The following is a 24,483-nucleotide window of genomic DNA, read 5'->3' as shown; positions in this document are numbered from 1 at the left end:
GCTCTACTGAGTATTAAAGCGTTGTGCTTGTTGTTTTTGCTTGCAGGTGCAGAATCAAGTAATCAGGACCGCCAGCTTTTGAATCTGTTCCTGACATATTAAATCCGCCAAACGGCTGGTACCCAACGATGGCACCTGTACAACCGCGGTTGAAGTAAAGGTTTCCGACGTGGAACTCTTCTTTTGCACGTTCGATGTGCTCAGGCGTATTTGAAAGAAGGGCACCTGTTAAGCCGTAGTCTGTGTTGTTCGCAATTTCCATCATATGATCGAAGTCGCGCGCTTTGCAGAATGCTACGACTGGGCCGAAGATTTCTTCTTGCATTAAACGTGCTTTTTCATCTACATCTGCAATGATCGTAGGCTGAATGAAGTAGCCTTTTGAATCATCTGCTTCTCCGCCCGTCATTAAACGGCCTTCTTCTTTACCGATTTCAATGTACTTTGTAATTTTGTTGAAAGAAGCCTGATCAATAACAGGTCCCATATACGTGTTCACATCTTCAGGACTGCCCATTGTTAATGTTTTTGTCAGCGCAACTGCTTTTTCAAGAACGATATCGTATACGTCTTGGTGAACAACTGCACGAGAGCCTGCTGAACACTTTTGTCCAGAGAAGCCAAATGCTGAATACACAATAGAAGAAGCAGCTAAATCTAAATCAGCATCTTTATCTACAACGACCGTGTCTTTACCGCCCATTTCAGCAATAACGCGTTTTAGCCAGATTTGACCAGGCTGTACTTTTGCTGCGCGTTCATAGATGCGGCAGCCTACTTCACGCGAACCTGTAAATGAAACGAAGCGTGTTTTTGGATGATCTACTAAATAGTCGCCAATTTCGCTTCCGCTTCCCGGCACGTAGTTCAGTACGCCGTCTGGAAGGCCAGCTTCTTTCATTACTTCTACAAATTTTGCTGCGATAACCGGTGTGTTGTTAGCCGGTTTTAATAGAACTGTATTTCCTGCTACGATTGCTGCTGCAGCTGTTCCTGCCATGATCGCTAACGGGAAGTTAAACGGTGAAATAATAACCCCGACACCAAGCGGAATGTAGTTAAATTTATTTTCTTCACCTTCGCGGCTCTCAACAGGCGCACCGTCTTTTAGCTGCACCATTTGGCGAGCGTAGTATTCAAGGAAGTCAATTGCTTCTGCTGTATCAGCATCTGCTTCTTTCCACGGTTTTCCTGCTTCTTTCACAAGGTAAGCTGAAAATTCATGCTTGCGGCGGCGAATGATGTCCGCTGCGCGGAAAAGAATATCTGCTCGTGCTTCCGGCGCTTCTTTTTTCCACGTATTAAAGGTAGAAAGTGCTGCTTGCATTGCTTTTTCAGCCAAGTCTTGATCTGCTTTTGACACGCGGCCGATAATTTCTGCTTTATTTGCTGGGTTAATGGACTGAATTTGATCTTCTGTTGTAATTAATTCTCCGCCAATTACAAGAGGATAGTCCTTGCCAAGCTCTGATTGTACAAGTTCTAATGCAGATTCAAATGCATCTTTGTTTTCTGCAATCGTAAAGTCTGTGAAAGGCTCGTGTTTGTATTGTTTGATTTCGTTGATATTCATTGTGTTCATTTTCATTACCCCTTTTTTAGAAAATTTGCAACATAATTAATATTCCAACACCCTATACCTGTATTATAATCATCTTATTCTCGTTTTGTACATAGTTTTTTAACAAAAATGTTCAAAAAATTTAAAAATAAACACTTTTGTTTAAAGAACCAATGAATCTATGGCTTTTATAGTGATTTTGAACAAAACGAAAAGAAAGGAGTGTTGGTAAAATATAAGAAAAGATGTTTTGAAGTAAAGAATTACGATAGGGGAAAGAGTTTATCGTTAGTAAATTAAAATGATCTTCCTTTCAAAAAAACAATAGACAAAGTTGTTCAATATAAATTATCATATAATTCGAAAAGTAATTTTTGTCGAATGAAGCTATCTTTTTCGTCAAGTGAAGGCTTCATTTGAATGTACAGATAAAAGGAGGGTAGGAAAACGGCAGTTATTTGTCCACATTATTGTAAGGGCTTACATATTTAACGCGCGATGCGAAGAACGTGTAATTCTTTAAATGACGGTTCCTATAAGGAGGATTTTAACATGAGTCATCAACCGCCTGAGTTAAAAAAAGAATTAAAAATTCGACACATAACCATGATTTCTTTAGGGGGAATCATTGGTGCCGGTTTGTTCATTGGAAGCGGATCGCTCATTAACGCAGCGGGTCCTGGTTCCATTTTTTCGTACGCGTTTGCCGGTTTGCTGGTGATTTTAGTTATGCGAATGCTGGGGGAAATGTCTACGGCTAATCCTTCAAGCGGCTCGTTCGCCACATATGCTAGAGAAGCGCTTGGACCGTGGGCTGGCTACACAATCGGCTGGCTGTACTGGTTTTTCTGGGTAATTGTTATTGCAGTTGAAGCGATTGCGGGTTCAACGATTATTCAATATTGGTTTCCGTCTTTACCGTCTTGGGGCGTGAGTCTGATCCTGACGTTTTTACTAACTTTAACGAACTTATACTCTGTTAAATCATTTGGTGAATTTGAATACTGGTTTTCGCTTATTAAAGTAGTTAGTTTAGTACTGTTTTTACTTTTAGGAGGAGCGATCATCCTCGGTTTAATACCGGGAGTAGAGTCTCCGGGAGCGTCGAACCTTCTTCATAGAGGAGGATTTCTTCCAAATGGAATCAGCTCCGTCTTTTTAGGAGTGGCGATTGTCATGTTTTCTTTTATGGGGACAGAAATTGTTGCAACAGCCGCTGGAGAATCGGCTCAGCCTGAGCGAGCGATCACCATCGCAACAAATACCGTTATTTATCGTATTTTAATTTTTTATCTTGGATCGATTTTAATTTTAGTGACCATTCTTCCGTGGGATTCTTCAAGCTTGATGAAAAGTCCGTTCGTTTCGATATTAGAGCTGGTAAACGTTCCGGCAGCGGCTCAAATTATGAACTTTATCGTACTGACTGCCGTTCTTTCTTGCTTAAATTCAGGTCTATACACGAGTTCTCGTATGCTGTACTCAATGGCGCAAAAAGGAGACGCGCCGCGCATGTTTTTAAAAGTGAATAAAAAAGGCATTCCGTTTAATGCCATTGTAGGATGTACCGTGATTTCTTACATCAGCGTTGGTTTTAACTATCTTTCACCTGATAAAATCTTTTTATTTTTAGTAAACGCATCGGGAGGCGTAGCGCTTCTTGTGTACCTTGTTATTGCTTTTTCACAGCTTCGCATGAGAAAGAAATACGAAAAAGAAAAGCCGGAAGCATTAAAAATCAGAATGTGGCTGTTTCCTTATTTAACGTATGGAACGATTGCGGCGATCACAAGCATCTTTATTGCGATGGCATTTATTGATTCACTTCGCACTCAGTTTTATCTCACGCTGCTGATTGCTGTATTTGTGGTATGTTCGTACTTCTTTATGAAAAAGAAAAAAGATGATAGTTCCCTATCAGGACAGGGGAATAAAAGAATTTCTTAATAGAAGAGAAAATCATCACGAGGGCTAGGAGGAAGTAAATTGGCAAACAAAGAGTTAAAAAGAGGGCTTGAATCTCGTCATATCCAAATGATTGCTCTTGGAGGAACCATTGGGGTAGGGTTATTCATGGGTTCAGCAAGCACCATTAAATGGACGGGGCCATCCGTCCTGCTTGCGTATGCTATTTGCGGCGTTTTTATTTTCTTTATTATGCGTGCAATGGGTGAGATGCTCTATTTAGAGCCAAGTACGGGTTCGTTTGCGACATTTGGTCATAAATATATTCACCCGTTAGCTGGCTATATCACGGCTTGGAGCAACTGGTTTCAATGGGTGATTGTCGGCATGGCAGAAATTATTGCAGTCGGAGCTTATATGCAGTACTGGTTCCCTCATTTACCGGCGTGGGTTCCCGGAATTGTCGCCATGGTCATTCTCGGTGGGGCCAATTTAATTTCAGTGAAATCTTTTGGAGAGTTTGAGTTTTGGTTTGCAATGATTAAAATTGTTACGATTGTTCTCATGATTATTGCTGGTCTTGGCCTTATTTTCTTCGGTCTTGGAAACGGCGGCGAAGCGCTTGGGCTGTCGAATTTGTGGGCAAACGGCGGTTTCTTTACAGGCGGATGGTCAGGCTTTTTCTTTGCCCTGTCGCTTGTTATTGCTGCCTATCAAGGAGTAGAGCTTATTGGAATTACAGCAGGAGAAGCAAAAGATCCTAAAAAAACGTTAACAAGTGCAATTCAAAGCTTAATTTGGCGTATTTTAATTTTTTATATCGGCGCCATCTTTGTGATTGTAACGGTGTATCCGTGGAACGAGCTGGATTCACTCGGCAGTCCGTTTGTTTCTACGTTTGCTAAAGTAGGAATTACAGCAGCGGCGGGCATTATTAACTTTGTTGTCATCACAGCAGCAATGTCTGGATGCAACAGCGGAATTTTCAGTGCAGGACGTATGCTTTACACGCTAGGTATAAACGGTCAGGCTCCAGCCTTTTTTACAAAGGTTTCTCGAAACGGTGTGCCTATTTATAGTACCGTTGCGGTGATGATTGGCTTAGCGGCGGGCGTTGTCTTAAATTATATTGCACCGCCAAACGTTTTTGTGTACGTGTACAGTGCGAGCGTGCTTCCAGGTATGATTCCGTGGTTTGTGATTCTCATCAGTCAAATTCGTTTTCGAAAAGCAAAAGGAGCGGCGATGGATCAACATCCATTTAAAATGCCTTTTGCTCCTGTGACGAACTACGTAACCATTGCGTTTTTACTTATGGTGCTTGTAGGCATGTGGTTTAATGATGAAACGCGCATATCGCTGATTGTCGGCATTATCTTTTTAGCTATTGTCGTACTGAGCTACTATGTACTAGGTATCGGAAAGCGTGCGGAAGTACGGTCTTCTGAAAGACGTAAGCTAGTGAAATAAATGATTTTGTAAGAGAGGCTATAAAGCATTTTAGTTTAAGGAGAAGATCCGAACGATGAATGTAACGCGTTCGGATTTTTTTATTGGTATGGTGAACGTAAGTTTCAGCTCATGTATCTCATTTGTTCGTCTTTAGATTGGATTGATTTCGTTATGCCTTAATCTCTTTTGGACAGAGGAGAAGAACCGAAGTCAGCGCTTTTCTTAGGCTGTTTTCTTCTTTTAATAATGAGGTGCATGGCAAGAAGGAAAAAGAAAAAAGAAAAAACCAGAGTCAAAACGGCGTGTTCAGGCATAAGATAATCCAACTCAAGCGAAATGCAAACGGCGTTTTTCTTGAGGAAAGAGTAACTAAAGAAAAGGAAGTGTTCGTATGTCTGGAAACGCTGGATATGGTCATGGATCTGGTTTTGCTTTATTAGTTGTATTATTTATTTTATTAGTGATCATCGGCTGCAGCTGCTACGGCGGAGGCTTTGGCTGGTAATTCACTCATTTCAAAAGCCCTATAAGGGCTTTTTCTATGCTTATAAATAACGCTTTTTCCCGTTTTGATAAATTTTGACGTGAAAGCCGTTCATTTCCCCGATATAGAGTTCAGAGGGTAAATCAGCTACTTTGATAGATGAAGTAATTTCTACAGTTTGATACCCCTTTGATTCTAGCGTAACGGTATGAAGTTTAGGCTTATTCATCATTTGTAAAAAAGGCTGTTCATCTTCAAAAAAAGCGCGCTTATCGATTGCTACTTCAAACGTAACAGGCTTTGAACGGTTATTTTCAAAGGAAAGCTTGCAGTTTCCCGTTAATATGGTTTCTCTTTTATTAGTCTCGAATGTGCAGTTGCTGTTTTCAGCATCGTAAGAAACGACATACATACCTGGTAATACGGTTTTTTGCATCGCTTCAACCATATGACCAGGACCCGATATGACAATAAACGCAGCTAAAATCGTTAGTTTTAAACGATGACGATTTAAACTTTTGTAAAGGGCAAAAAGACCAAGTAAAAGTATAATTCCCCATGCATTGCTAGCATATTGAATTCCCGTCATTGTTTCTTCATCTCCATAGATGGGAAGACCTAAAAAAGAAAAGACAGAATGACTGAGCGGCGTTGAGTTAGGAAAAGGGATGTTTAAAATAAAAACAGCTAGTAAAAAGGTGAGTCCTTTTATCAAAAGTGATCGTTCACGAATCATGTTGTTCCTCCTTAGCTATAAATCACGTATCATTATATACTATTATTATCTTTTTTTGTAATTAATGGTTATTTTATTGCGTGGGTGGAAAGAGAGTAGAAAGTAAATTGATAAAAAATGTGCATGTCCATTTATAAGTGGCATAGTTCTTAGAAAGCAGGATATAAAATATTTATTTTTGTGGAGATGATACATATTGCTGAATGAAAAAACCTTATGCCGCATCACAATCCAGATATGTTGGTATCCTCAAAGCTGCCCGTAGGCTTTTAGCAGATACGTAATTAGTATAAAGTCTGTCTTAGAACAGAAACTTGCTATTTCTAAATTGATATGTTACACTAAGGTTAATTATTTTTGTTCGGTATGAAATTGAAAGAAGAGAAATATTCTTCAATAGAAATTTTTATCTGGAAATAGTACGATTGAGCAAGGGTAGTAATATATGCGTGGAGTAATTCCACCACTGGAGGAAATAGTATGACTGAAGGTACAGTAAAATGGTTTAATGCAGAAAAAGGTTTCGGTTTCATCGAAATTGAAGGCGGAGAAGATGTATTCGTACATTTCAGCGCAATTCAAGGCGACGGATTCAAATCTTTAGATGAAGGTCAAAAAGTGACTTTCGACATCGAGCAAGGTCAACGCGGTGCACAAGCTGCTAACGTTGTAAAAGCATAATTTTATGCAATCCAAAAAAGACTCCGACTTTGGACGGGGTCTTTTTTTATTGTAGCAAACACGCAGGTAACGGAGGAATACGTATGAGTAAAGCAAAAGGTAAAGGCGGCACGGGGCGAGGCACCGGCAAAAAAGGGTGGAACCGCTGGCAGGCGAGTGCAAAAAAGAAGAAAAATGCAAAGCCTTATAAAAGCAAGGGAACAAAAAATGCTGATAAGCCGGAAGGCAACTAATCCTATATGCGCAGTATCATCTGCAACTTCGACTTACTCTGCTTGAGTAAGTTTATTTCATATGGAAGTATTTTTTTATTGCTTTTTTTACAGATTGCCGTCACTATATGAAATAATAAAGTGATTTATGTGAATTTTCTATAAAAATTGATTTTTTTTGCAAACACTTTCATATTTCGACAACCTTTTTGATTTTTATCGGTTATACTTCTTTATAATAGATTATAGAAAGATGCAGGGGAGCATAAAGTGAGAGAGGAAAGCGACAGTTTACTCTGTACGCTTTTTACGTTTCTGGACCGTATTGCAGTAGCGTCGTAACAAGTAGATCATGCATCAGTTTAGAACACATCAAAACTCAACTAAGTGTAACGGGGGGATATGAGTGAGCGTAGGCATCGTAATTGAAAAAGTTCAAAATTATGCTATGTTAGAAGATCATGTTTTGGTTGAAATGGTTCATAGTGGAGACGAAAAATCATTAGAGTATTTAATCAACAAGTATCAAAATCTTGTGAGGGGTAAAGCAAGAAAATACTTTTTGATTGGTGCTGAAAAAGAAGATATCGTCCAAGAAGGAATGATTGGACTGTACAAAGCAATTCGCGACTTTAACGAAGACAAGCTAACATCTTTTAAAGGGTTTGCGGAGTTATGTATCACAAGACAAATCATTACGGCAATTAAAACGGCTACTCGTCAAAAACACGGTCCGTTAAATTCGTACATTTCATTGGACAAGCCTCTGTATGATGAAGAATCAAACTATACGCTGATGGATATGATTCCTGGCGATCAAATTGCTAACCCGGAAGCGGTGCTGATTCATCAAGAAAAAGTGGAAGACCGCGAGTTAAAAATTGCGGAAACACTTAGTGAATTGGAAAGAAAAGCATTGACGCTGTACATGGACGGCCATTCATACGCTGAAATTTCGAAAGAATTAAATACGCACGTCAAGTCAATTGACAACGCGCTGCAGCGTATCAAAAGAAAGTTAGGTCGAGACGTAGAAAGCAGACAAGCTATTTCATAATAGGTAAAAAACAGCCGGACCTTAAAGGGGGTTCGGCTCTTTTTCACGGCCTTTTAAAATGTCTTGAATAATTTCAATATGAACAGAAGCCCACGATTGTTCACGGAAATGAAGGAACACGCTTGGAATGAGAATAAAAACATACAGCGCCACAAAAATAATCCAAAACCAGCTGCCGTCTTTAAATAAAAATTGCTGCAGCCGCTGGGAAAATAAAAAAAAGAGCCAAGGCAAGGCAGAAACAAGGATAGGGATGACGCCGGAGCCATTTTTTTCTTTGATCATTCGGTAATACACTTTTCGCAAAGTAGCGCTGTCGAGCGTAAGGTAAAGCTGCCGAATTTCTTCCATTTCCGCTAATTCATCAATTTCTTCTGCGTTTTGGTTTTGATGAGCCGCTTTTTTCAGTTTAAGGTAGACTTTATGAGCATCGCCGCGCAGTGAAAACATATACCAGCCTCCCGCATATTGTTTCGTCTTCTTTAACAGAGTTTGCAGGTGCATGTAAATATATACAAAAAGTTTCGTGATACGAAAGAATAAGGAAACAGAAGTGAAAGCGTAAATCATTAGTAGAAAATGAGAGAAAAAAGCTGATTTTCGCTCTTTTTAGACGCCTTTACACATCAAGTAGCAGCACATATACTAATAAAAGAACAATTAGTTACCTAGGTAAATAAAATAGAAAGGTGAGGTGGGAAAAGTGAATAACTTGGTGTTTCATGAACTTCATCAAAAGTCGAGATTGTCTATTAAAGAAGTAAATGAAGTGTTAAAGGCGTACGGGCTATACAGCTCACAGTATTCGATTTTATTTTGTTTAAAGCGATTCGGCTCAATGACGCAAACAGAGATTTGGCAGTATTTAAATGTCGAAGCGCCAACGGTTACCCGCACGTTAACAAGGCTTGAAAAAAGCGGATGGATCGTTCGAAAAGCAGGCAGTGATAAACGAGAGCGCATCGTTTATTTATCTCCTCAAGCGAAGAAAAAGCTTCCGGAAATTCAGCAAGAAATTGAACGTTTAGAAGAAAATTTGCTGATTGCTTTATCCGACAGCGAACAAGATCAGCTTATCTCGTTATTAAAGAAAATTTGTAAATCTACAGAAAAGGGTGAAATGAATGACGAACCAGCAGGAGCCAATCTGGACTAAAAGCTTTATCAGCATTGCGATTACCAACTTTTTTATTTTTGTCGTGTTTTATGCATTGCTGACGCTGCTGCCGATTTATGTATTAGACGCCTTAGACGGCACGAGTACGCAGGCAGGGCTTGTTGTTACCATCTTTTTATTATCTGCGATTATTGTTAGACCATTTTCAGGGAAAGTCATTGAAAACATTGGAAAGAAAAAAACGCTTGTATTTAGTACCCTCATTTTTGCGCTTTCTTCCTTCTTGTATATGCTTATCCACCATTTTAACGTGCTTTTATTACTGCGCTTCTTCCAAGGAATTTCATTCAGCTTAGCGACAACCGTCACCGGAGCGATTGCAGCGGATTTAGTTCCCGCTAAGCGACGAGGAGAAGGACTTGGCTACTTCGGAATGTCAATGAACTTAGCCGTTGTTGCAGGGCCGTTTTTAGCACTAACGCTTCATCAGTACATGGCATACAACATTATTTTCCTTGTATTTGGCGTGATTATGCTCGTTGGCTGGCTGTGCGGAATGATGGTTAAAAATCTTCAAGAAAACGCTGCTCCGTCAGTAAAGAAATCATTTTCACTGAGCGATTTGTTTGAAAAGAAATCCATGCCGATTTCATCTGTAGGTATACTCGTTTCTTTTTCGTATGCAAGTATTATTTCTTTTATTTCTGTGTACGCACAGTCGCTTGGATTGATTAAAACAGCAAGCTTTTTCTTTGTCGTGTTCGCAGCTGCGATGCTGATTTCACGACCGTTTACAGGAAGATTATTTGATAAATCTGGCCCAAACATTGTGATTATTCCATCATGTATTGTCTTTGCGATTGGTCTATTTAGCTTAAGCTTTACACATTCTTCTTGGATGCTGCTGTTTTCAGGTGCGTTAGTAGGACTAGGCTACGGAACGCTGCTTCCTAGCTTCCAAACGCTTGCGATTCAAGCGGCGCCTGCTCACCGAAGCGCATATGCAACTGCTACATTCTTTACGTTTTATGATAGCGGTATTGCGGTTGGTTCATTTGTATTAGGAATTGCAGCAGGTGCTTTAGGGTATTCAAAACTGTACTTTGCGCTTGGGATTTTTGTTCTTTTGATTACACTTTACTACAAGTGGATTGCAAATTTACGTCAAAAACAAAAAGCAGCAAATATCCAGGTGGGCATGAAATAAAAAAGCTCGGCGTAATATGCGCCGAGTTTTTTTCTGGATTTTTTACAGGACTTTGGAAGGGAAGCATATTTAAGTCAAAAGGTACTAGCCAATTCCTATCCATCTGCACCATACTTTAACAGGGGAACCATTTACATATAAAACTTCTTGGATGAAATAAAAAACAAAGGAGAACAAATATGAAAGTAATGAAACCTCTTATGGTCACAGCGTTAGGGCTTAGTCTTGCCACTTTTTATGAAGGCGCTTTTCCTGCAGAAAAAGCTGTGCAAGTACAGGCTGCAACAGATGAAAACGTGATTGCTGACAAAGCAAAAACGTATGAAGGAGCGGATTATACGTCTGGAGGAGAGACGCTAAGCGAAGGGTTTGACAGCTCTGGCTTCGTTCAATATGTGTTTAAGCAAGCGCTTGATACAACGCTTCCTCGTTCCGTGAAAGAACAGTCAGAGCTTGGAACAGATATCGATAAAAACGAGCTGCAGGCAGGCGATGTATTGTTTTTTGACACGGATGAAAACGGTGAAGTGAACGTAGCCGCTATTTATATCGGAGACGATGAAATGATTTATGCATCTTCTTCAGATGGAAAAGTTGTGGTGAAAAACATTTCAAGTAGCGCGTATTGGTCATCACATTTCGCCAAAGCAAAGCGCATTACAGGAGCACCGGAAATTGCAAAAGATAATGAAGTCATTGCAGAAGCATTAAAACATCTCGGTACACCATATGTATTCGGAGGCGAGTCGCCAACGGACGGCTTTGACTGTTCTGCATTTGTTGCATATGTATTTCAACACGCATCGGACGTGTACCTTCCGAGATCAACCGATCAGCAGTGGCAAGTTGGAGAAGAAGTTGCTCGCACAGATTTAAAGCCAGGAGACGTTATCTTTTTTAAAGATACGTATCGTGAAGGGATTTCACACGTCGGCATCTACGCAGGCGGCAATCAGTTTATTCATGCCAAGCGCAGCGAAAATGTGACGGTGGATTACCTGACAAGCAGCTACTGGACGTCTAAGTACGCAGGAGCAAGACGCTACGATGACTTATCGCTGTCAAAAGACAATCCATTTGTGACGGAATCTCTTAAATATGTAGGAGAAGTACCTTACGCACAAGGTGGGACAAGTCCTTCTACAGGCTTTGATACGGCTGGTTTTGTTCAATACATTTACAAAGAAGCAGCTGGAAAAGACATTCCGCGCTATGCGAGTCAGCAGTGGGAAACAGGAGAAACCATTTCAAAATCTGACTTGAAGCCAGGAGATCTCGTCTTTTTTGAAGGAAGTTCGCTTATTCCATCTATCTATATTGGAAATGATTACGTCGTTCACGTATCTACATCTGAGGGCGTGAAAATTACAAACTATAAAGTAGACAGCTACTGGGCGCCTAAATACTACGGAGCAAAGCGCATGCCATAAAGGTAAAAAACCAAGACAGTCTGGGGCTGTCTTGGTTTTTAATACGAAGTCAATTGTTTTTGTATGTCTTTGATTCGCTCTAGCGTTATCCCTTCCCGCTGCTCGACGGCTAAAGGGTGATCGGTCGGCTCTAATTCAATGAGCGGCCGTGTTCCAACAGATCTTGTATGCACTTTTGTTTTTAAATTTAACGTTTCCGGATAGCCTGGAATTGAAACTGAAAACCAGCCGAAATAAGGCGGTTCATTTTCTCTTTTGTCACTTTCCCATAAATCTGTCATTCGGCGGAAATTTTCTTCACTTAAAGAAACCCATATGTTCCAAGTGAAAAATTCTTCTTCATTAAGAACAGGAATTTCAACACAGCCTCTAATGAAAAAATGTTCTTGATTCATGATACAAATCTCTGAATATAGTTCAAAGTCGTTTTGTCTTTCGTCGTCTGACGCGTCATAATAGTAAAAAGGAGCTTCACTTGTATAGCTCATAGGCAAAGCAGGCTGAGGGTGTTCACAGGTTAAGTCTTTATAGTGAAGTTTGTTCGTTTTCTTCTTGCCATATAATCGTCTTCTTCGCATATTATTTTAGACTCCTCAGATAAAAGTATCTTCATTATAATACAAAAAAATGGCTGCTTAAGCGTATAATGTGTAAAAAAGTTTGATCCCCCGTATCTTTTGAACTTCCTTTAATCGTTTAGTAAATAGAGAGTGCAAAAGGAGTGAAAATCATGTCACATTCAAAAAAAATCGAAACACAAACAGAAAGCTTTGACGATGCCTGCTGGAACGAGCATTACCCAAAATTGCAGCAGTACTGCCGCTTTTTAGCACAAAATGTGTGGGATGGAGACGATATTGCCCAAGAAACGTTTTTAAAGGCTCAGCGATATAAAAGTGAAGAGCATAATCTGTCTTCTGCGCTGCTGAAAAAAATTGCGTATCATCACTGGATTGACCTGCTGCGAAAAAGAAAGCGTGAAGGAATAGTCGAAGAAAAAGCTTTGGAACAACAAGCTGAAAAGCATACGTTTGATAGTAAGGGACACTCGGTCGAGCTGCTGATTAGCCAATTTACGCCGAAGCAAGCGGTAATCTTTTTCTTAAAAGAAGGATTCCGCTATCAGCTGAAAGAAATCGCTTCGATTTTACAAACGTCAGAAACAGCGGTAAAAAGCAATTTGCATCGTGCCAAGCAGCGGTTAGAAAAAGACGGGGAGCCATTTTCCACAGATTCTTTTTGGAATGAAAAAGAACGAAAAGAGCTGTCAGAGCTTTTTTATAAGACGCTAGAAGCGCAGGATCCAGCACTTTTGATTCAGGCTTTGCCTTCCTTAAAAAGTGTCATTCAAAAACCAACGTATACTCCGACGTGCACTCTCTGCATGGCTGCATAGCCGTATTACGTGTGATAAGGAGGATATATATGAGCACGATTCCATATGTAATTGAACAAAGTAACCGCGGTGAACGTTCGTATGATATTTATTCGAGGCTGTTAAAAGACCGAATTATTTTAATTGGTGATGAAATCAATGATCATATTGCCAACAGCGTGGTCGCACAACTCTTATTTCTTGCGGCAGATGATCCTAAAAAAGATATTTCACTTTACATTAACAGCCCTGGAGGTTCGACTTCAGCAGGGTTTGCGATTTATGATACGATGCAGTATATCGAACCGGATGTTCAAACGATTTGCACGGGCATGGCTGCTTCTTTTGGCGCACTGCTTCTCCTAGCAGGAGCAAAAGGAAAGCGCTATGCACTTCCGAATAGTGAAGTTATGATTCATCAGCCGCTAGGAGGAGCTAGAGGGCAGGCAACTGAAATTGAAATTAGCGCCCGGCGGATTTTAAAATTGAAGCAGCATATTAATGAAATCATATCAACACGAACGGGACAGCCGGTTGAAAAAGTGGCAAACGATACGGAACGAGATTATTTTATGAGTGCTGAAGAGGCAAAGGAGTACGGAGTTATTGACGGTATTCTGTTGCCGAAATAAAGAGGTGACAAGGAAGCATAGACGGCAGCGTCTATGCTTGCTTTCTATAGAAATAAGAAAAAAGACCTTAGTATTATCTTTATTTTTCTTAAAAAGGTAGGTATTATATAAAATATAGCAGATTTTAGAAAGAAGGTTTTACACATGCAAGAAGTGATTGGAGTAGAGCAGCGGTCTCTGTTTCAAAAAGTATTAGTAACATTTATTTTTTCGTTATTTATTTCAACAGTTGGCTTATACGTAGGTCAATATGTGCCGCCGGCTTATTTTATTCCGTTAGCGATTGCTGAACTTGTGATGCTGGTTGCGGCATTTATGTTACGAAAGAAAAAAAGCGTAGGATACGGTTTTACATATGCGTTTTCGTTTATATCAGGCATCACGCTGTTTCCGATTGTTAGCCACTATGCCTCAGTAGCGGGAGCGCAAGTCGTTCTTTATGCGTTTGGAAGTACGTTCGTTATTTTTACGGTGATGGGTGTAATTGGCGCAAAAACAAAAAAAGATCTAGGGTTTTTAGGCAGCTTTTTATTAGTGGCGCTGTTAGCATTAGTGTGCATCAGCATTTTCTCGCTGTTTAGTCCCTTAACAACGCCTGGACTGATGGCATTTTCAGTGATTGGTACCATCGTTTTCTCACTATATGTGCTGTATGATTTTAATAAAATGAAGCACGGTGAAATCACTGAAGAGCTTGTTCCGATTTTGGCATTGTCTTTGTATTTAGATTTTATTAATCTATTCATCAACTTGCTTCGCTTTTTCGGTATTTTAGGAAGCGACGATTAATAAGAAAGAGGCTGGGACAAAAGTGTTTTAGCTGAAGGAAGATCCGAACGTTGAAGATTCTTGATGGAGAATCAACTTCGTTTGGATTTTTTTATTGGTAGGATGAGCGTAGATTTAATCTACTTAGTTGCTTCTAGCTGTTGATTGGAGGACAAGACGGAGACTCCTGCGGGAGAAGCGGAACAGGTGAGACCCCGCAGGAGCCTATGCTACGAGGAGGCTCAGCGGCCGCCCGCGGAAAGCGAAAGTCTTGCACGGAAATAAACAGCGGTCTAATAAGCAAGCCATAATAGATCATTTGCCCAATTTGTTCGTCTTTAGATTAAAGTGATGTAGTCATGTCTCAATCTTTTTTTGTTTTAGTTATTCTCCGCCATCTCCATCCTCGCTAACGTCATCCTCTGTTTTTTCATAGTTTGGTCCGGTAGCGTAAGGTTCTTTAAAAAACTTGTCAAACCACGTGGAGCTTGTAGCGACCGCGCCGTTTTTAGCGTGAATAAATTCACTGATTGTATATATTTCAACGACTTGCTTTCGATATTTCCGAAATAAAAATGCGCTGGCAACAACGCCAATGCTGATGATTATATACGTATTCATGAAATCCTCCTTATAAAAGGGTTAGTGTTATGTATGCCGGATAAAGAAAGGATATGCGAATCTAAAACAAGTTCGTTTAGTGGTGCGAGTCTTTGAAAAAATGGTAGTATAGAGCGTGCTTAGTACACAGAGAACGTAAACTTTTTTGGAAGGATGCATGCTAGTGGTGAATTTTAAAGAGTTTTTTACTATTTCTTCATATGAAGTAGTTGAATATTGGAGTCGAACAGAAAACGGAAAGAATATAGATGAATACGAAGTGATGTTATATAACGAAAACGTCAGTCAAACAGAAAATGTGATGATTAAGTTTAAAAAGGTGAGCGATGAAATAGTAGTTGAAAAGGTCCAAACTCTCTCTTATTTTGATCAACAGCGTCCTAAACACCCCTGTAAGATTTGCGGCAGCGAAATGATGGCAAAAGAGAACAGTAGCGAAGAAACAGAAGTTTACGTGCATGATTGTTCATTTAACGGTGAGGAAATAGAGGATTGTTTAAGGGAACTAGTACAAAATGAACTTTTGCAGGATGGATTTACTCAAGAAGAATTTGAACGGAACTATGGAGTTAATTATCGTGATGAAAGTAATAAAGAATATGGCTTTTACGATGCGCAGCAACGAAATACTTTTTATACCATCTTTAACGATAGTGTTTATCACACCTCTTACGCAGGACCACAAGAGCTGCGCTGTAAGTTTTGCGGGATGGATGAAGAGCTGCTTGTTGTAGACGGAGCCTTCTATCAGAAATGCGCAGTGTTAACTCCACATACCAATCGAATTATTGATATGATTGAAGCAAGAAAACAAAACGAGCCGAACGTAACAAAACGTCCATGAGAGGAAAGGGGGTTGGCAGCTGCTTTATAACCTTCTTGGTAGGAGTTTGCAAAAAACATAAAAAAAGAAGCTTCCTTTTGAGCGAAAGGAAGCTTATCAAGTTTGTACCTATAGGGCTGAGTGCTGCGTAATTAAATAGCTATCGGAATAACCGACGAATCATTAAAGTAAACAACTTCTGAAAGAATACTGCAGCCTTTCAGCTTTTTTAGCTGAGAGAGCGCTTCTTCTTTACTGTCAAACTCGTACATTCTCATTTCACCTTTTCCTACATAACACGTAATTACATACATTTTAGAAGTACCTCCACCTATCATTTATCAATTTATTAATAAAAAGCCATGACAGCTTTTATTCCCTATTAAAATAGTGTAAGTGCGCCTGTGATGATAGCAAGGACAATCAGAACAAGAGACGTTAAAACGGCCCATTTAAATGCAAAGCGCTGATGTTCACCAAGATCAACACCTACCATACCTACAAGTAAGAAAGTAGACGCAACGAGCGGACTTAACAGATGAACAGGTTGTCCGAGTACTGAAGCTCGCGCAATTTCCATTGGATCAATTCCGTAAGAAGCTGCAGTTTCAGCGAAGATAGGTAAAACACCAAAGTAATAGGCATCGTTACTCATCACAAATGTAAACGGCATGCTTGTTAAAGCGACGATTGTCGGTAAAAACGAACCGAGTGAATCAGGGACTAAATGAATTAACAGGCTGGCCATTTCGTCAACCATTTTAGTGCCGGATAGTATTCCTGTAAAAATACCAGCTGCAAAAACAAGCGCTGCAACGGTTAACGCGTTGCCTGCATGAGCCATTAAACGTTCTTTTTGATCCTCGAGTTTTGGATAGTTAATCATAAGAGCAAGCGCAAAACCAATCATAAATAAAACGGAAACAGACCAAATGCCAGAAACTAACACGACCATGAGTGCAATGGTTAAAGCTAAGTTAATCCAGATTTTTTTAGGCTGTGTAATATCTTCTTGAGAAGTTAAGGACGCGTCTTCAGCAAAAGCAAGCGAGCTTTTTAATTCAAACTGCTCGATGTCAATAGCACCAAGTCGTCTTCGCTCTTTTTTCCCAAGGATATAGCCTGTAAAGATTACCCACAAAGCTCCGCCAATTAACGTTGGAAGAAGTGGAATAAAGAACTCTGATGCATCGAGGTGAAGGGCGACAATCGCACGAGTAGCCGGGCCTCCCCAAGGCGTCATGCTGCTCATGATACTAAGAGAAAGCATCGCAACTGTCGTTAACACTAACGGACTCATATTCAGGCGTTTATAAAGGGGAAGAAGAGCAGAAACCGTAATCATATAAGTGGTTGTACCGTCTCCGTCTAGTGCAACTAAAAGCGATAAAAGAGCCGTTCCGATGACGATTTTAAGCGGATCGCCTTTTACGATTTTTAACAGCTGCTTAATTAGTGGATCAAACAGTCCGGCATCAATCATAACCCCGAAATATAAGATGGCGAACAGCAGCATCGCAGCTGACGGAGCTACTTGTTTTAACCCTTCTAGCATCATGTCTCCGACGCCTTTACCAAACCCTCCAATCACCGCAAAAAGAAGTGGAATGACCATTAAAGCTACGATAGGAGACATCCTTTTTGACATAATGAGATACGTAAAGACAATAATCATTGTAAAACCTAGTAGTGCTAGCATTCAAACAACCTCCTTTATTTTCCCTCTTTTCTCTGAAAGCGTTTTCTTTTAGAGTAAAAAAACGTGACTAACATCTCTCATCCCCATGTATGAGTCGTAGTTTGATTATTAAGAATTTTTAAAGCCGCTCTTTACTCCCGCTGATGTTTCTTGTTTTCATGTTAGTACATTTTTAAAAATAAAGGAAATATAGGTTTTTTTAGAAAGTTCATAAAAAATTTTTATAATGGTAGTCTAGAAAAAAGCTTGGCCTAAAAGAGAGATTCTTCCAAGACGCAAACTTTTTAGCTTTTGCTTTATTTTTCACTTAGCTTTAAAAAGTCAATAAATGCTTTCACGACCGATAGATTCAAGTAAGAAGGATCATACATGAGCCACGTGTTTCGAAGCAAAGGTGATTCATCTCGGTATGAAAGTCCGTATGTATATAAGTTGTCGCTGGAGTGAAGGCAAATTTCAGGTAAAATTGCAAAGCCTAAATCATTTTTGACCATTTCTTTGGCCGTTTCTTGCCGGTCAACTTCCATTGCCACAAACGGAGGCTCTGAAAACTTGTCATGCCACCAGTCTTGAATGAGATCTTTTAGCGACGTATCGGTTTTATAATTAATATAAGGCAGGTTCGGCAAGTCATCGATCGCAATCTCTTTTTTCGAAATTAAGCAGAGTCGTTCTTTCGTCAGCAGTGATTTTTCTCCGTTCCACGGATAATTGCCTCGTAAAATACCAACGTGCACACGCGAAGAGTCTAATAGATTCATAACTTGCGTACTCCAGCCGGTATTGACGCTGAACTGTACATTTGGGTAGTGAAGAGAGAACTGTTTTAAAATTTTAGGAAGCTTATGCTGTGCAAAGTTACTCGATACCCCTAAGCGAAGCGTTCCCGTAACGGTTTCGCTCATATTACGCATGCTGTCTTTTGTTTCCTGCAGCTGCTTCCACATATTTTCCGCATAGCGAACAAGATGCTCACCTTCAGATGTAAACTCAATTCCTTTTTTCGTTTTGAAGAAAAGCGACACGCCAAATTCTTCTTCAAGATTTTTAAGGCGGTAGCTTAAAGAAGGCTGCGATACGTAGAGCCTTTCAGCCGTTCGCGTAATGTTCTTTTCTTCGTGAAGCGTTTTAATTAATATCCAATCTTTTTGATCCATCCCAATTCCCCCTTGCATTTAGATTATAAAAAAATTTTTAAAAAGACAATAAATTTTATGTATTTTACTTATGACCACCTCTATTATACGATAAATGGCAAATGAACCGGTTCTAAATAGTAAAAAAATAAAATGGTTTGATGAACGCCTCGGCGTTTGTTAGTAGGGGAGAAAGGTGATTAATATGACGCGCATTCCTGTAACGGTTATGAGAGGTGGAACGAGTAAAGGGGTTTTTATCAATCATGAAGAAATGCCTGTGAACAAATCTGATTGGGAACCGTTTTTGCTAGATATAATGGGAAGTCCGGATCAACGTCAAATTGACGGGTTAGGCGGAGCCAATTCGCTGACGAGTAAAATTGCGATTATAAAAAAATCAGATTTAGAGAAAGCTGACGTAGATTACACGTTTGCACAGGTCAGCATCAGCGAATCCCTCGTTGATTTTAAGGGAAACTGCGGCAATATCTCTTCAGCGGTCGGACCTTATGCCATCGAACAAGGAATTGTACAACCTGTGGAACCGGTGACCAAAGTGCGGATTTATAATACGAATACGAAAAAAGTAATCGTAGCGGAAGTAGAAGTAGAAAACGGAAAAGTGAAAACAGAAGGATCGTGTATGATTCCTGGAGTGCCAGGTACGGGTTCACCCATTTATCTTTCGTTTGAAAACGGAGAAGGAGCCGTTACTGGAAAACTGCTTCCGACCGGGAACGCTATTGATCTTCTGCAAACATCCATCGGGACAATAAAAGCATCAATTGTTGATGTAGGAAATCCGCTTGTATTTGTTAAAGCAGCGGATATTGGCCTAAAGGGAACAGAACTTCCGCATGAATACACGGACAAACAGCTGAAGCTATTTGAAGAAATTCGTTCCATTGCAGCGGAAAAAGCGGGGCTTGCACCTCAAAACAAAGCAACTAAACTATCACCAGCGGTTCCAAAAATGACGATTATTGCTCCTCCTATGGACCATCGCGACGGGACGGGCAGAGAAAAAGCTGCTTCTCAAATGGACGTATTAATTCGCATGATGTCGATGCAAAAACCGCATCAAACGCTTGCGATTACAGGAGCAATTTGTACAACGGCGGCTATTTATACAAAAGGCACGCTTCTGTCAGAAATGGTTCAACTAAAAGGCGATACCGTTCGGCTTGCTCATCCAATGGGAATTATGGAAACCAGTGTGGATCTAAAAGATGGACAGGTTAACGGAATCAAAGTAGTGCGTACAGCCCGTCTTATTTTTGAAGGATTTGTTTATACAAAGCACACGTACGATGTATGTTTATCAAGTTAATAATGTTCTCTAAAAAAAGCTCTTTCTAGGAAACTAGGAAGAGCTTTTTTATGTTAGAATATTTTTACTGAATATTGAAAAAGTGGGTGGGAGTATGAAAAAAAGAACGTATATTGATCTAAGCCACATCATTGAAGAAGGAGTTATCACACATAAAGGCTTGCCGGCACCAAACATTTGCGACTATTTAAGCCGAGAAGAGTCTAGAAAGCTTTATGAACCAGGGACTGAATTTCAAATCGGTAAAATTGAAATGGTCACGAATACCGGTACGTATATTGACGTGCCGTTTCACAGATATAAAGACGGAGCGGATTTGGCTCAAACGGCTATTGATAAAACAGCCGGACTGGAAGGAATAGTCGTTTCGGTTGACCCGACTTTAACGGCTATTGATGAATCTCATTTTCAACATATAGACGTAAAAGGCAAAGCGGTATTAATTCATACGGGATGGGATCGCTACTGGAATACAGACGATTATTTAGAAAACCATCCATACTTAACGGAAAGCGCGGCAGCTTATTTAGTGTCTCAACAGCCCGCTCTTGTCGGAATTGATTCGATGAATATTGACGACACAAAAGGAAAAGCAAGACCAGCTCATACGCTGCTGTTAGGGGCGGATATTGTGATTGCTGAACACTTATGTCACTTAGATCAACTAACCGAGTCCTTTTTATTTTACGCTGTGCCTCCTAAAATAAAAGGAGCCGGAACGTTTCCGATAAGAGCATTTGCGGAGGTAGAAAGAAAATGATCCAGTTACATAGATATAGAGAAGTGCAGGAATTTAAAAACCAAGTAGAACCGCTTTTATCAAAGAATGAAGTTCTTCATAACTTAGCGCTTGGCATTTTACACGGCTTAAATGAAAGCAGCAAACCAAATTTTATGGGCGTTATTTTTAAAGATAGCCGTGTTGTGCTTGTGTTACTGCAAACGCATCCTAAGCAAATCATCCTGTCTCAAATACAGAAGCTAACGGAAGGTGAACTAAGCGAAGCGGCAGAGCTATTACAAGAAATCGACATACCGGGCTTAGTTGGAGAGAAACAAACGGTTTTATATCTTTCTCAAAAACTAGCAGATTTAAAAAATCAAGAAGCTTCTTTGAAAATGGATCAGCGCATTTACCGGTTAGACAAAGTGAAAAAAGCTGCGGACGCGGAAGGAGTGCTGGTAAAAGCAAGGTTGGAGCACCTTCCGCTCGTGACAGAATGGATTTGGGAGTTTATGGGCGTCATTGGAGAGCCTGTGTCAAAAGAACAAGCTGTCAAAACAGGCGAAGCTTTTATTAAAGCAGGAAGGTTATTTTTATGGGAAGTGAATGGCAAGTACGTATCCATGGCAAATGCCGCGCGTCCAACAGCTCATAACATTACGATTAACTTTGTGTACACGCCCCGAAAAGAACGTAAAAAAGGCTATGCCTCAAGCTGTGTGTCCGCGCTTTCTCAGCTTATGTTAGACAGCGGATTTCAAACAACAAGTCTATACACAGATATGGCAAACCCTACGTCTAATAAAATTTATATGGATATTGGCTATGAACACGTAGCTGATTCAGCATTAGTTTTATTTCATGAAAAAAAGTAGCAGGCTGTCTGCTACTTTTTCTATTACTTAAGGCTTTTCAACTAAGTTTACGTGATTTAACGTTTTGGTATCGTCAAAAATAAATTCAAGATCATAGGCGCCGGCATGATACGTGTACTTTGTTTGAGTCGTACCATCACCTTTTACTTTACTTGTAAAGTTCGGTTGACCTAATTCTTTCTTTAAGTTAACTTGCGTAATGGAACCTAAATTTGTTTGACGCTCTACATTTGTACCAAAATAGCGGATTTCGTTAACGACGTTATTTTGGTCATAGCCAAATGCATAACCAGGGTGACCCATTTCCGCATGATAGTAGTCAAAGTTGTTTGATGAACCTTCAGGCGGTGGGCCGAACTGATCACGAACGTCTTGACGCAGTGTTTTGCCAATTTTGAAGTCTGCCGTTAAGCGTGGCACTTCACCTTTTACTGCGGCGTTGTAAATTTCATTAATGTTTTTTACAGCTGTTTGACTTTGACTGCTTGTTTCTTGAGATGTAGCTGCGTGTGCTGGTGTATCAAGCTGAGCGACAGGGGCAAATCCAAACGCAGCAATTCCTGTAATCGTTGCAGCCGCCGCCGCTTTTGATAGTCGTTGTTTCATTTTCATGATTTTTTCCTCCTATATATAACGATTTAGCAACCTCAGTCTACCTAAAAGAACAGGTAGGCCAGAATAGTCAAGGAGTCTTAGTTGAGTTGGTAACTGATATATATAATTTAACACGTCTTTTAGAATGTAAACATCAAGTAAAGTGAAAAGCAAAAAACGATTCATTTATCATAGGTGAAAAGATTGGTTTCTATTCCTTTATTAGGTAAAAAACGTAGTATAGGGACAATCCTAATTCATTATAAAACATTAGATATTAACCGAGATTACTATATACTAAAGCAGCTAAAAGAAAACACCACTTTACTAATAAACTTTACTAATAAAAGATGGTGCTTTATCTTATCTTAATTTCGCTCTTGCTATACCTGTTACTACCATACTACTAATAAAAATAACTACGATTCCAATATTGGTCGGGGTATCAAAAAAGATTTTTGAAACCGCCAAAGCGATAATGAGTCCAATAGCTACTCCAGATAATTCTTTCATCAATTTCAACGTTAACACCTCTTGAAAAATATCGCTCAGGAAAAGTCTAACATTCTTGGTAAAGTGATTTCAATTGATAGTGGATTAACAAAAGACATGTAATAAAAGTGCTCTGATCCAAATGACTCTTCTAGAAGACTAGCAGACTTACCGTAAGCGCTTTGCTAGGAAGCATACGATAATTAATTTAGAAGAGGAATTGACCTGTATTTTAGTAGCCTAAAACCGTATAATCCTATCTGTTTTTAAAGTTTTTTTACATAGAAAAGAAAAATAATATTGACAATTGTTAAAAAACTATTAATATTGACTATATTACATAAAACAAATAGCTATTGTTTTCCTTATCAAGAGAGGTGGAGGGACTGGCCCTGTGAAACCCGGCAACCGCTGTCTATGACAGAATGGTGCCAAATCCTTAAGAACAGTATGTTCTTGAAGATGAGGAAGAGACGTTTGGTTAACGAGCTCTTCCTTTATATAAAGGAAGAGCTTTTTTATATTATGGGGGGAGTAAGTCAAATGAAGAGATTTCTTGTTTTAGCAGTTGCGCTTGTACTACTCGTAACTGGCTGTCAGTCAAAAAGCACAAAAAGCAGTGGAAGCGAAGAGAAAGGAAAGAAGCGAATAGCTCTTGTTTTACCTGAAAAGATTGGAGTTAACCCGTTTTTTCAACAAATGGATGATGGAGCAAAACGCGCTGGGAAGAAGTATAACATTGATGTAAAAACAATTGAGTCTACGGATCAAGCAGCCATTGAAAGTAACTTGCGTGCTGCCGTAGCAGAAAACTATGACTTGATTATTACATCTTCTTTTGAATCCGAAGATGCGTTGAAAAAAGTAGCTCAAGAAAACCCGCAGCGTCAATTTGCGATTATTGATACAGTGGTCGATTTACCAAATGTAAGAAGCGTTGTATTCCGTGAACAAGAAGCTTCATATTTATTAGGAGCAGCGGCAGGATTGGTTACAAAAACGAATAAAGTAGGAATGGTTGCAGCTGATGATATTCCATTATTAAAAAAATGGACCGTAAGTTTTAAAGAAGGATTACAATCAACAAATCCAAAAGCAGAATTTCTAGTAAACTATGTTGGAAGCTTCTCCGATCCAGCTAAAGCAAAAGAACTTGCTATTTTACAGGCTTCAAAAGGAGCTGACTTTATCGCCGGAGCTTCAGCGGTAGGCGACTTGGGTGTATTTGAAGCAGCAAAAGAAAAGGGTTTTTATACGGCAGGCCAAGATATTGACCGTACGGAAGTAGATCCTGAGCATATCGTTTTATCGCAGTTGAAAGGATCTGATGCGGCTGCTTATGAAACGGTAGAAGCACTCGCAAATGACAAATTTAAATCCGGTGTAGTGACATACGGCTTAAAAGAAAAAGGTGTTGGGTTAACGTATGTGACTCAAGACAGCAAGACGCCTCTTAATGACTTTGTAGGGCAAGATGTAATTGATCAATTAAAAGAAATTAAAGATTCGATTATTGATGGAAAAACAGTGGTGAAAGATCCGTTAGCAAAGTGAGTTGAGAAGAGAAGT

At 39.7% G+C, this 24,483-nt stretch carries 28 protein-coding genes and 1 riboswitch; of the genes, 18 read left to right on the top strand and 10 right to left on the bottom strand.

From position 1 onward, the window contains the following. Positions 1-13 precede the first annotated feature (13 nt). Positions 14-1,582: an L-glutamate gamma-semialdehyde dehydrogenase gene (gene pruA, locus ACFX4N_RS13665; RefSeq protein ID WP_013058508.1), complete on the bottom strand. Its 1,569-nt coding sequence runs from the start codon at positions 1,580-1,582 to the stop codon at positions 14-16. 531 nt (positions 1,583-2,113) lie between these two features. On the opposite strand from pruA, the gene ACFX4N_RS13660 reads away from it, so the two are divergent. The 3 genes from ACFX4N_RS13660 to ACFX4N_RS13650 all read left to right on the top strand — a co-directional run bounded on the left by ACFX4N_RS13660 (position 2,114) and on the right by ACFX4N_RS13650 (position 5,423). Next, positions 2,114-3,508: an amino acid permease gene (locus ACFX4N_RS13660; RefSeq protein WP_013058507.1), complete on the top strand. Its 1,395-nt coding sequence runs from the start codon at positions 2,114-2,116 to the stop codon at positions 3,506-3,508. Positions 3,509-3,547: 39 nt separating this feature from the next. Beyond that, complete coding sequence (locus ACFX4N_RS13655; RefSeq protein ID WP_013058506.1) at positions 3,548-4,936, top strand: amino acid permease; 1,389 nt, start codon at positions 3,548-3,550, stop codon at positions 4,934-4,936. 373 nt (positions 4,937-5,309) lie between these two features. Continuing rightward, a complete protein-coding gene (locus tag ACFX4N_RS13650; protein WP_013058504.1) occupies positions 5,310-5,423 on the top strand; it encodes a YjcZ family sporulation protein in 114 nt (37 codons plus the stop codon). A gap of 40 nt (positions 5,424-5,463) precedes the next feature. Here ACFX4N_RS13650 and ACFX4N_RS13645 read toward each other — a convergent pair whose 3' ends face one another. Further along, positions 5,464-6,138: a hypothetical protein gene (locus tag ACFX4N_RS13645; protein WP_057273815.1), complete on the bottom strand. Its 675-nt coding sequence runs from the start codon at positions 6,136-6,138 to the stop codon at positions 5,464-5,466. Between the two features lie 480 nt (positions 6,139-6,618). Between ACFX4N_RS13645 and ACFX4N_RS13640 the strand changes: the two genes are divergently transcribed. The 3 genes from ACFX4N_RS13640 (at position 6,619) to sigH (ending at position 8,088) form a co-directional block, all read left to right on the top strand. Further along, on the top strand, positions 6,619-6,819 hold the full coding sequence (locus ACFX4N_RS13640; RefSeq protein ID WP_013058502.1) for a cold-shock protein: 201 nt from the start codon (positions 6,619-6,621) through the stop codon (positions 6,817-6,819). Between the two features lie 77 nt (positions 6,820-6,896). Further along, positions 6,897-7,052: a DUF3934 family protein gene (locus tag ACFX4N_RS13635; RefSeq protein ID WP_162837669.1), complete on the top strand. Its 156-nt coding sequence runs from the start codon at positions 6,897-6,899 to the stop codon at positions 7,050-7,052. Between the two features lie 385 nt (positions 7,053-7,437). Continuing rightward, the gene (gene sigH / locus ACFX4N_RS13630; protein ID WP_013058500.1) at positions 7,438-8,088 is read left to right on the top strand and encodes an RNA polymerase sporulation sigma factor SigH; all 651 of its coding nucleotides are present in this window, start codon (positions 7,438-7,440) and stop codon (positions 8,086-8,088) included. Between the two features lie 21 nt (positions 8,089-8,109). Here sigH and ACFX4N_RS13625 read toward each other — a convergent pair whose 3' ends face one another. Continuing rightward, on the bottom strand, positions 8,110-8,538 hold the full coding sequence (locus ACFX4N_RS13625) for a hypothetical protein (RefSeq protein ID WP_055990576.1): 429 nt from the start codon (positions 8,536-8,538) through the stop codon (positions 8,110-8,112). Positions 8,539-8,791: 253 nt separating this feature from the next. Here ACFX4N_RS13625 and ACFX4N_RS13620 point away from each other — a divergent pair, with 253 nt between their 5' ends. The 3 genes from ACFX4N_RS13620 to ACFX4N_RS13610 all read left to right on the top strand — a co-directional run bounded on the left by ACFX4N_RS13620 (position 8,792) and on the right by ACFX4N_RS13610 (position 11,842). Further along, the gene (locus tag ACFX4N_RS13620) at positions 8,792-9,244 is read left to right on the top strand and encodes a MarR family winged helix-turn-helix transcriptional regulator (protein WP_013058498.1); all 453 of its coding nucleotides are present in this window, start codon (positions 8,792-8,794) and stop codon (positions 9,242-9,244) included. Continuing rightward, the gene (locus ACFX4N_RS13615; RefSeq protein ID WP_055990575.1) at positions 9,213-10,412 is read left to right on the top strand and encodes an MFS transporter; all 1,200 of its coding nucleotides are present in this window, start codon (positions 9,213-9,215) and stop codon (positions 10,410-10,412) included. The genes ACFX4N_RS13620 and ACFX4N_RS13615 overlap by 32 nt, the downstream gene beginning before the upstream one ends. 179 nt (positions 10,413-10,591) lie before the next feature. Continuing rightward, positions 10,592-11,842 carry a C40 family peptidase gene (locus ACFX4N_RS13610; protein WP_057273814.1) on the top strand — a complete coding sequence of 417 codons (1,251 nt, stop codon included), beginning with the start codon at positions 10,592-10,594 and terminating at the stop codon, positions 11,840-11,842. Positions 11,843-11,880: 38 nt separating this feature from the next. On the opposite strand, the gene ACFX4N_RS13605 is transcribed toward ACFX4N_RS13610, so the two are convergent. Next, the gene (locus tag ACFX4N_RS13605) at positions 11,881-12,420 is read right to left on the bottom strand and encodes a DUF2199 domain-containing protein (protein ID WP_097812702.1); all 540 of its coding nucleotides are present in this window, start codon (positions 12,418-12,420) and stop codon (positions 11,881-11,883) included. A 152-nt stretch (positions 12,421-12,572) separates the two neighbouring features. Here ACFX4N_RS13605 and ACFX4N_RS13600 point away from each other — a divergent pair, with 152 nt between their 5' ends. From ACFX4N_RS13600 to ACFX4N_RS13585, 4 genes are all read left to right on the top strand, one after another. Beyond that, positions 12,573-13,238, top strand: coding sequence for a sigma-70 family RNA polymerase sigma factor (locus tag ACFX4N_RS13600; protein ID WP_029323655.1), 666 nt, complete (start codon positions 12,573-12,575; stop codon positions 13,236-13,238). 29 nt (positions 13,239-13,267) lie between these two features. Then, positions 13,268-13,849 (top strand): ATP-dependent Clp endopeptidase proteolytic subunit ClpP, encoded by a 582-nt coding sequence (gene clpP, locus ACFX4N_RS13595; protein WP_029323654.1) that lies wholly within the window; start codon positions 13,268-13,270, stop codon positions 13,847-13,849. A gap of 144 nt (positions 13,850-13,993) precedes the next feature. Continuing rightward, positions 13,994-14,638, top strand: a complete 645-nt coding sequence (locus tag ACFX4N_RS13590) for a Bax inhibitor-1/YccA family protein (RefSeq protein ID WP_013058492.1) — start codon at positions 13,994-13,996, stop codon at positions 14,636-14,638. A gap of 140 nt (positions 14,639-14,778) precedes the next feature. Beyond that, positions 14,779-14,928, top strand: a complete 150-nt coding sequence (locus ACFX4N_RS13585; protein ID WP_162257213.1) for a hypothetical protein — start codon at positions 14,779-14,781, stop codon at positions 14,926-14,928. Positions 14,929-15,001: 73 nt separating this feature from the next. Here ACFX4N_RS13585 and ACFX4N_RS13580 read toward each other — a convergent pair whose 3' ends face one another. After that, the gene (locus ACFX4N_RS13580; protein ID WP_013058490.1) at positions 15,002-15,238 is read right to left on the bottom strand and encodes a hypothetical protein; all 237 of its coding nucleotides are present in this window, start codon (positions 15,236-15,238) and stop codon (positions 15,002-15,004) included. 163 nt (positions 15,239-15,401) lie between these two features. Here ACFX4N_RS13580 and ACFX4N_RS13575 point away from each other — a divergent pair, with 163 nt between their 5' ends. Continuing rightward, positions 15,402-16,082 carry a hypothetical protein gene (locus ACFX4N_RS13575; protein WP_057273812.1) on the top strand — a complete coding sequence of 227 codons (681 nt, stop codon included), beginning with the start codon at positions 15,402-15,404 and terminating at the stop codon, positions 16,080-16,082. A gap of 131 nt (positions 16,083-16,213) precedes the next feature. On the opposite strand, the gene ACFX4N_RS13570 is transcribed toward ACFX4N_RS13575, so the two are convergent. The 3 genes from ACFX4N_RS13570 to ACFX4N_RS13560 form a co-directional block, all read right to left on the bottom strand. Beyond that, positions 16,214-16,375 (bottom strand): hypothetical protein, encoded by a 162-nt coding sequence (locus ACFX4N_RS13570; protein ID WP_013058488.1) that lies wholly within the window; start codon positions 16,373-16,375, stop codon positions 16,214-16,216. 68 nt (positions 16,376-16,443) lie between these two features. After that, entirely contained in the window at positions 16,444-17,760 is a 1,317-nt protein-coding gene (locus ACFX4N_RS13565) for a CitMHS family transporter (RefSeq protein WP_057273811.1), read from the bottom strand. Between the two features lie 296 nt (positions 17,761-18,056). Beyond that, on the bottom strand, positions 18,057-18,917 hold the full coding sequence (locus tag ACFX4N_RS13560; RefSeq protein WP_025750019.1) for a LysR family transcriptional regulator: 861 nt from the start codon (positions 18,915-18,917) through the stop codon (positions 18,057-18,059). Positions 18,918-19,101: 184 nt separating this feature from the next. Between ACFX4N_RS13560 and ACFX4N_RS13555 the strand changes: the two genes are divergently transcribed. From ACFX4N_RS13555 to ACFX4N_RS13545, 3 genes are all read left to right on the top strand, one after another. Next, entirely contained in the window at positions 19,102-20,229 is a 1,128-nt protein-coding gene (locus tag ACFX4N_RS13555; RefSeq protein ID WP_053487636.1) for a 2-methylaconitate cis-trans isomerase PrpF family protein, read from the top strand. Between the two features lie 94 nt (positions 20,230-20,323). Next, a complete protein-coding gene (locus tag ACFX4N_RS13550) occupies positions 20,324-20,989 on the top strand; it encodes a cyclase family protein (protein WP_377261588.1) in 666 nt (221 codons plus the stop codon). After that, positions 20,986-21,828, top strand: coding sequence for a GNAT family N-acetyltransferase (locus ACFX4N_RS13545; RefSeq protein ID WP_377261585.1), 843 nt, complete (start codon positions 20,986-20,988; stop codon positions 21,826-21,828). Before ACFX4N_RS13550 ends, ACFX4N_RS13545 begins: the two co-directional genes overlap by 4 nt. A gap of 27 nt (positions 21,829-21,855) precedes the next feature. On the opposite strand, the gene ACFX4N_RS13540 is transcribed toward ACFX4N_RS13545, so the two are convergent. Together ACFX4N_RS13540 and ACFX4N_RS13535 are read right to left on the bottom strand one after the other, a co-directional pair. Continuing rightward, positions 21,856-22,440 (bottom strand): YjgB family protein, encoded by a 585-nt coding sequence (locus tag ACFX4N_RS13540; RefSeq protein WP_057273808.1) that lies wholly within the window; start codon positions 22,438-22,440, stop codon positions 21,856-21,858. A 345-nt stretch (positions 22,441-22,785) separates the two neighbouring features. Further along, on the bottom strand, positions 22,786-22,944 hold the full coding sequence (locus tag ACFX4N_RS13535) for a hypothetical protein (RefSeq protein WP_155660636.1): 159 nt from the start codon (positions 22,942-22,944) through the stop codon (positions 22,786-22,788). A 332-nt stretch (positions 22,945-23,276) separates the two neighbouring features. Next, positions 23,277-23,383: riboswitch (SAM riboswitch) on the top strand. A 74-nt stretch (positions 23,384-23,457) separates the two neighbouring features. On the opposite strand from ACFX4N_RS13535, the gene ACFX4N_RS13530 reads away from it, so the two are divergent. Beyond that, positions 23,458-24,468 carry a BMP family lipoprotein gene (locus ACFX4N_RS13530; RefSeq protein ID WP_029323627.1) on the top strand — a complete coding sequence of 337 codons (1,011 nt, stop codon included), beginning with the start codon at positions 23,458-23,460 and terminating at the stop codon, positions 24,466-24,468. Positions 24,469-24,483: the final 15 nt, after the last annotated feature.

This window comes from Priestia sp. YIM B13551 (genome assembly GCF_042787905.1).
GTDB lineage: Bacteria > Bacillota > Bacilli > Bacillales > Bacillaceae_H > Priestia.
Note: the sequence above shows the minus strand (reverse complement) of the source record. Positions and strands in the feature narration are given on the sequence as shown.

Coding starts and splice junctions, on each gene's coding strand:
- pruA (WP_013058508.1), bottom strand. CDS start 1,582: ATGAACACAATGAATATCAACGAAATCAAACAATACAAACACGAGCCT.
- ACFX4N_RS13660 (WP_013058507.1), top strand. CDS start 2,114: ATGAGTCATCAACCGCCTGAGTTAAAAAAAGAATTAAAAATTCGACAC.
- ACFX4N_RS13650 (WP_013058504.1), top strand. CDS start 5,310: ATGTCTGGAAACGCTGGATATGGTCATGGATCTGGTTTTGCTTTATTA.
- ACFX4N_RS13645 (WP_057273815.1), bottom strand. CDS start 6,138: ATGATTCGTGAACGATCACTTTTGATAAAAGGACTCACCTTTTTACTA.
- ACFX4N_RS13640 (WP_013058502.1), top strand. CDS start 6,619: ATGACTGAAGGTACAGTAAAATGGTTTAATGCAGAAAAAGGTTTCGGT.
- ACFX4N_RS13625 (WP_055990576.1), bottom strand. CDS start 8,538: ATGTTTTCACTGCGCGGCGATGCTCATAAAGTCTACCTTAAACTGAAA.
- ACFX4N_RS13615 (WP_055990575.1), top strand. CDS start 9,213: ATGACGAACCAGCAGGAGCCAATCTGGACTAAAAGCTTTATCAGCATT.
- ACFX4N_RS13610 (WP_057273814.1), top strand. CDS start 10,592: ATGAAAGTAATGAAACCTCTTATGGTCACAGCGTTAGGGCTTAGTCTT.
- ACFX4N_RS13605 (WP_097812702.1), bottom strand. CDS start 12,420: ATGCGAAGAAGACGATTATATGGCAAGAAGAAAACGAACAAACTTCAC.
- ACFX4N_RS13600 (WP_029323655.1), top strand. CDS start 12,573: ATGTCACATTCAAAAAAAATCGAAACACAAACAGAAAGCTTTGACGAT.
- clpP (WP_029323654.1), top strand. CDS start 13,268: ATGAGCACGATTCCATATGTAATTGAACAAAGTAACCGCGGTGAACGT.
- ACFX4N_RS13590 (WP_013058492.1), top strand. CDS start 13,994: ATGCAAGAAGTGATTGGAGTAGAGCAGCGGTCTCTGTTTCAAAAAGTA.
- ACFX4N_RS13580 (WP_013058490.1), bottom strand. CDS start 15,238: ATGAATACGTATATAATCATCAGCATTGGCGTTGTTGCCAGCGCATTT.
- ACFX4N_RS13570 (WP_013058488.1), bottom strand. CDS start 16,375: ATGTATGTAATTACGTGTTATGTAGGAAAAGGTGAAATGAGAATGTAC.
- ACFX4N_RS13565 (WP_057273811.1), bottom strand. CDS start 17,760: ATGCTAGCACTACTAGGTTTTACAATGATTATTGTCTTTACGTATCTC.
- ACFX4N_RS13560 (WP_025750019.1), bottom strand. CDS start 18,917: ATGGATCAAAAAGATTGGATATTAATTAAAACGCTTCACGAAGAAAAG.
- ACFX4N_RS13555 (WP_053487636.1), top strand. CDS start 19,102: ATGACGCGCATTCCTGTAACGGTTATGAGAGGTGGAACGAGTAAAGGG.
- ACFX4N_RS13550 (WP_377261588.1), top strand. CDS start 20,324: ATGAAAAAAAGAACGTATATTGATCTAAGCCACATCATTGAAGAAGGA.
- ACFX4N_RS13545 (WP_377261585.1), top strand. CDS start 20,986: ATGATCCAGTTACATAGATATAGAGAAGTGCAGGAATTTAAAAACCAA.
- ACFX4N_RS13540 (WP_057273808.1), bottom strand. CDS start 22,440: ATGAAAATGAAACAACGACTATCAAAAGCGGCGGCGGCTGCAACGATT.
- ACFX4N_RS13530 (WP_029323627.1), top strand. CDS start 23,458: ATGAAGAGATTTCTTGTTTTAGCAGTTGCGCTTGTACTACTCGTAACT.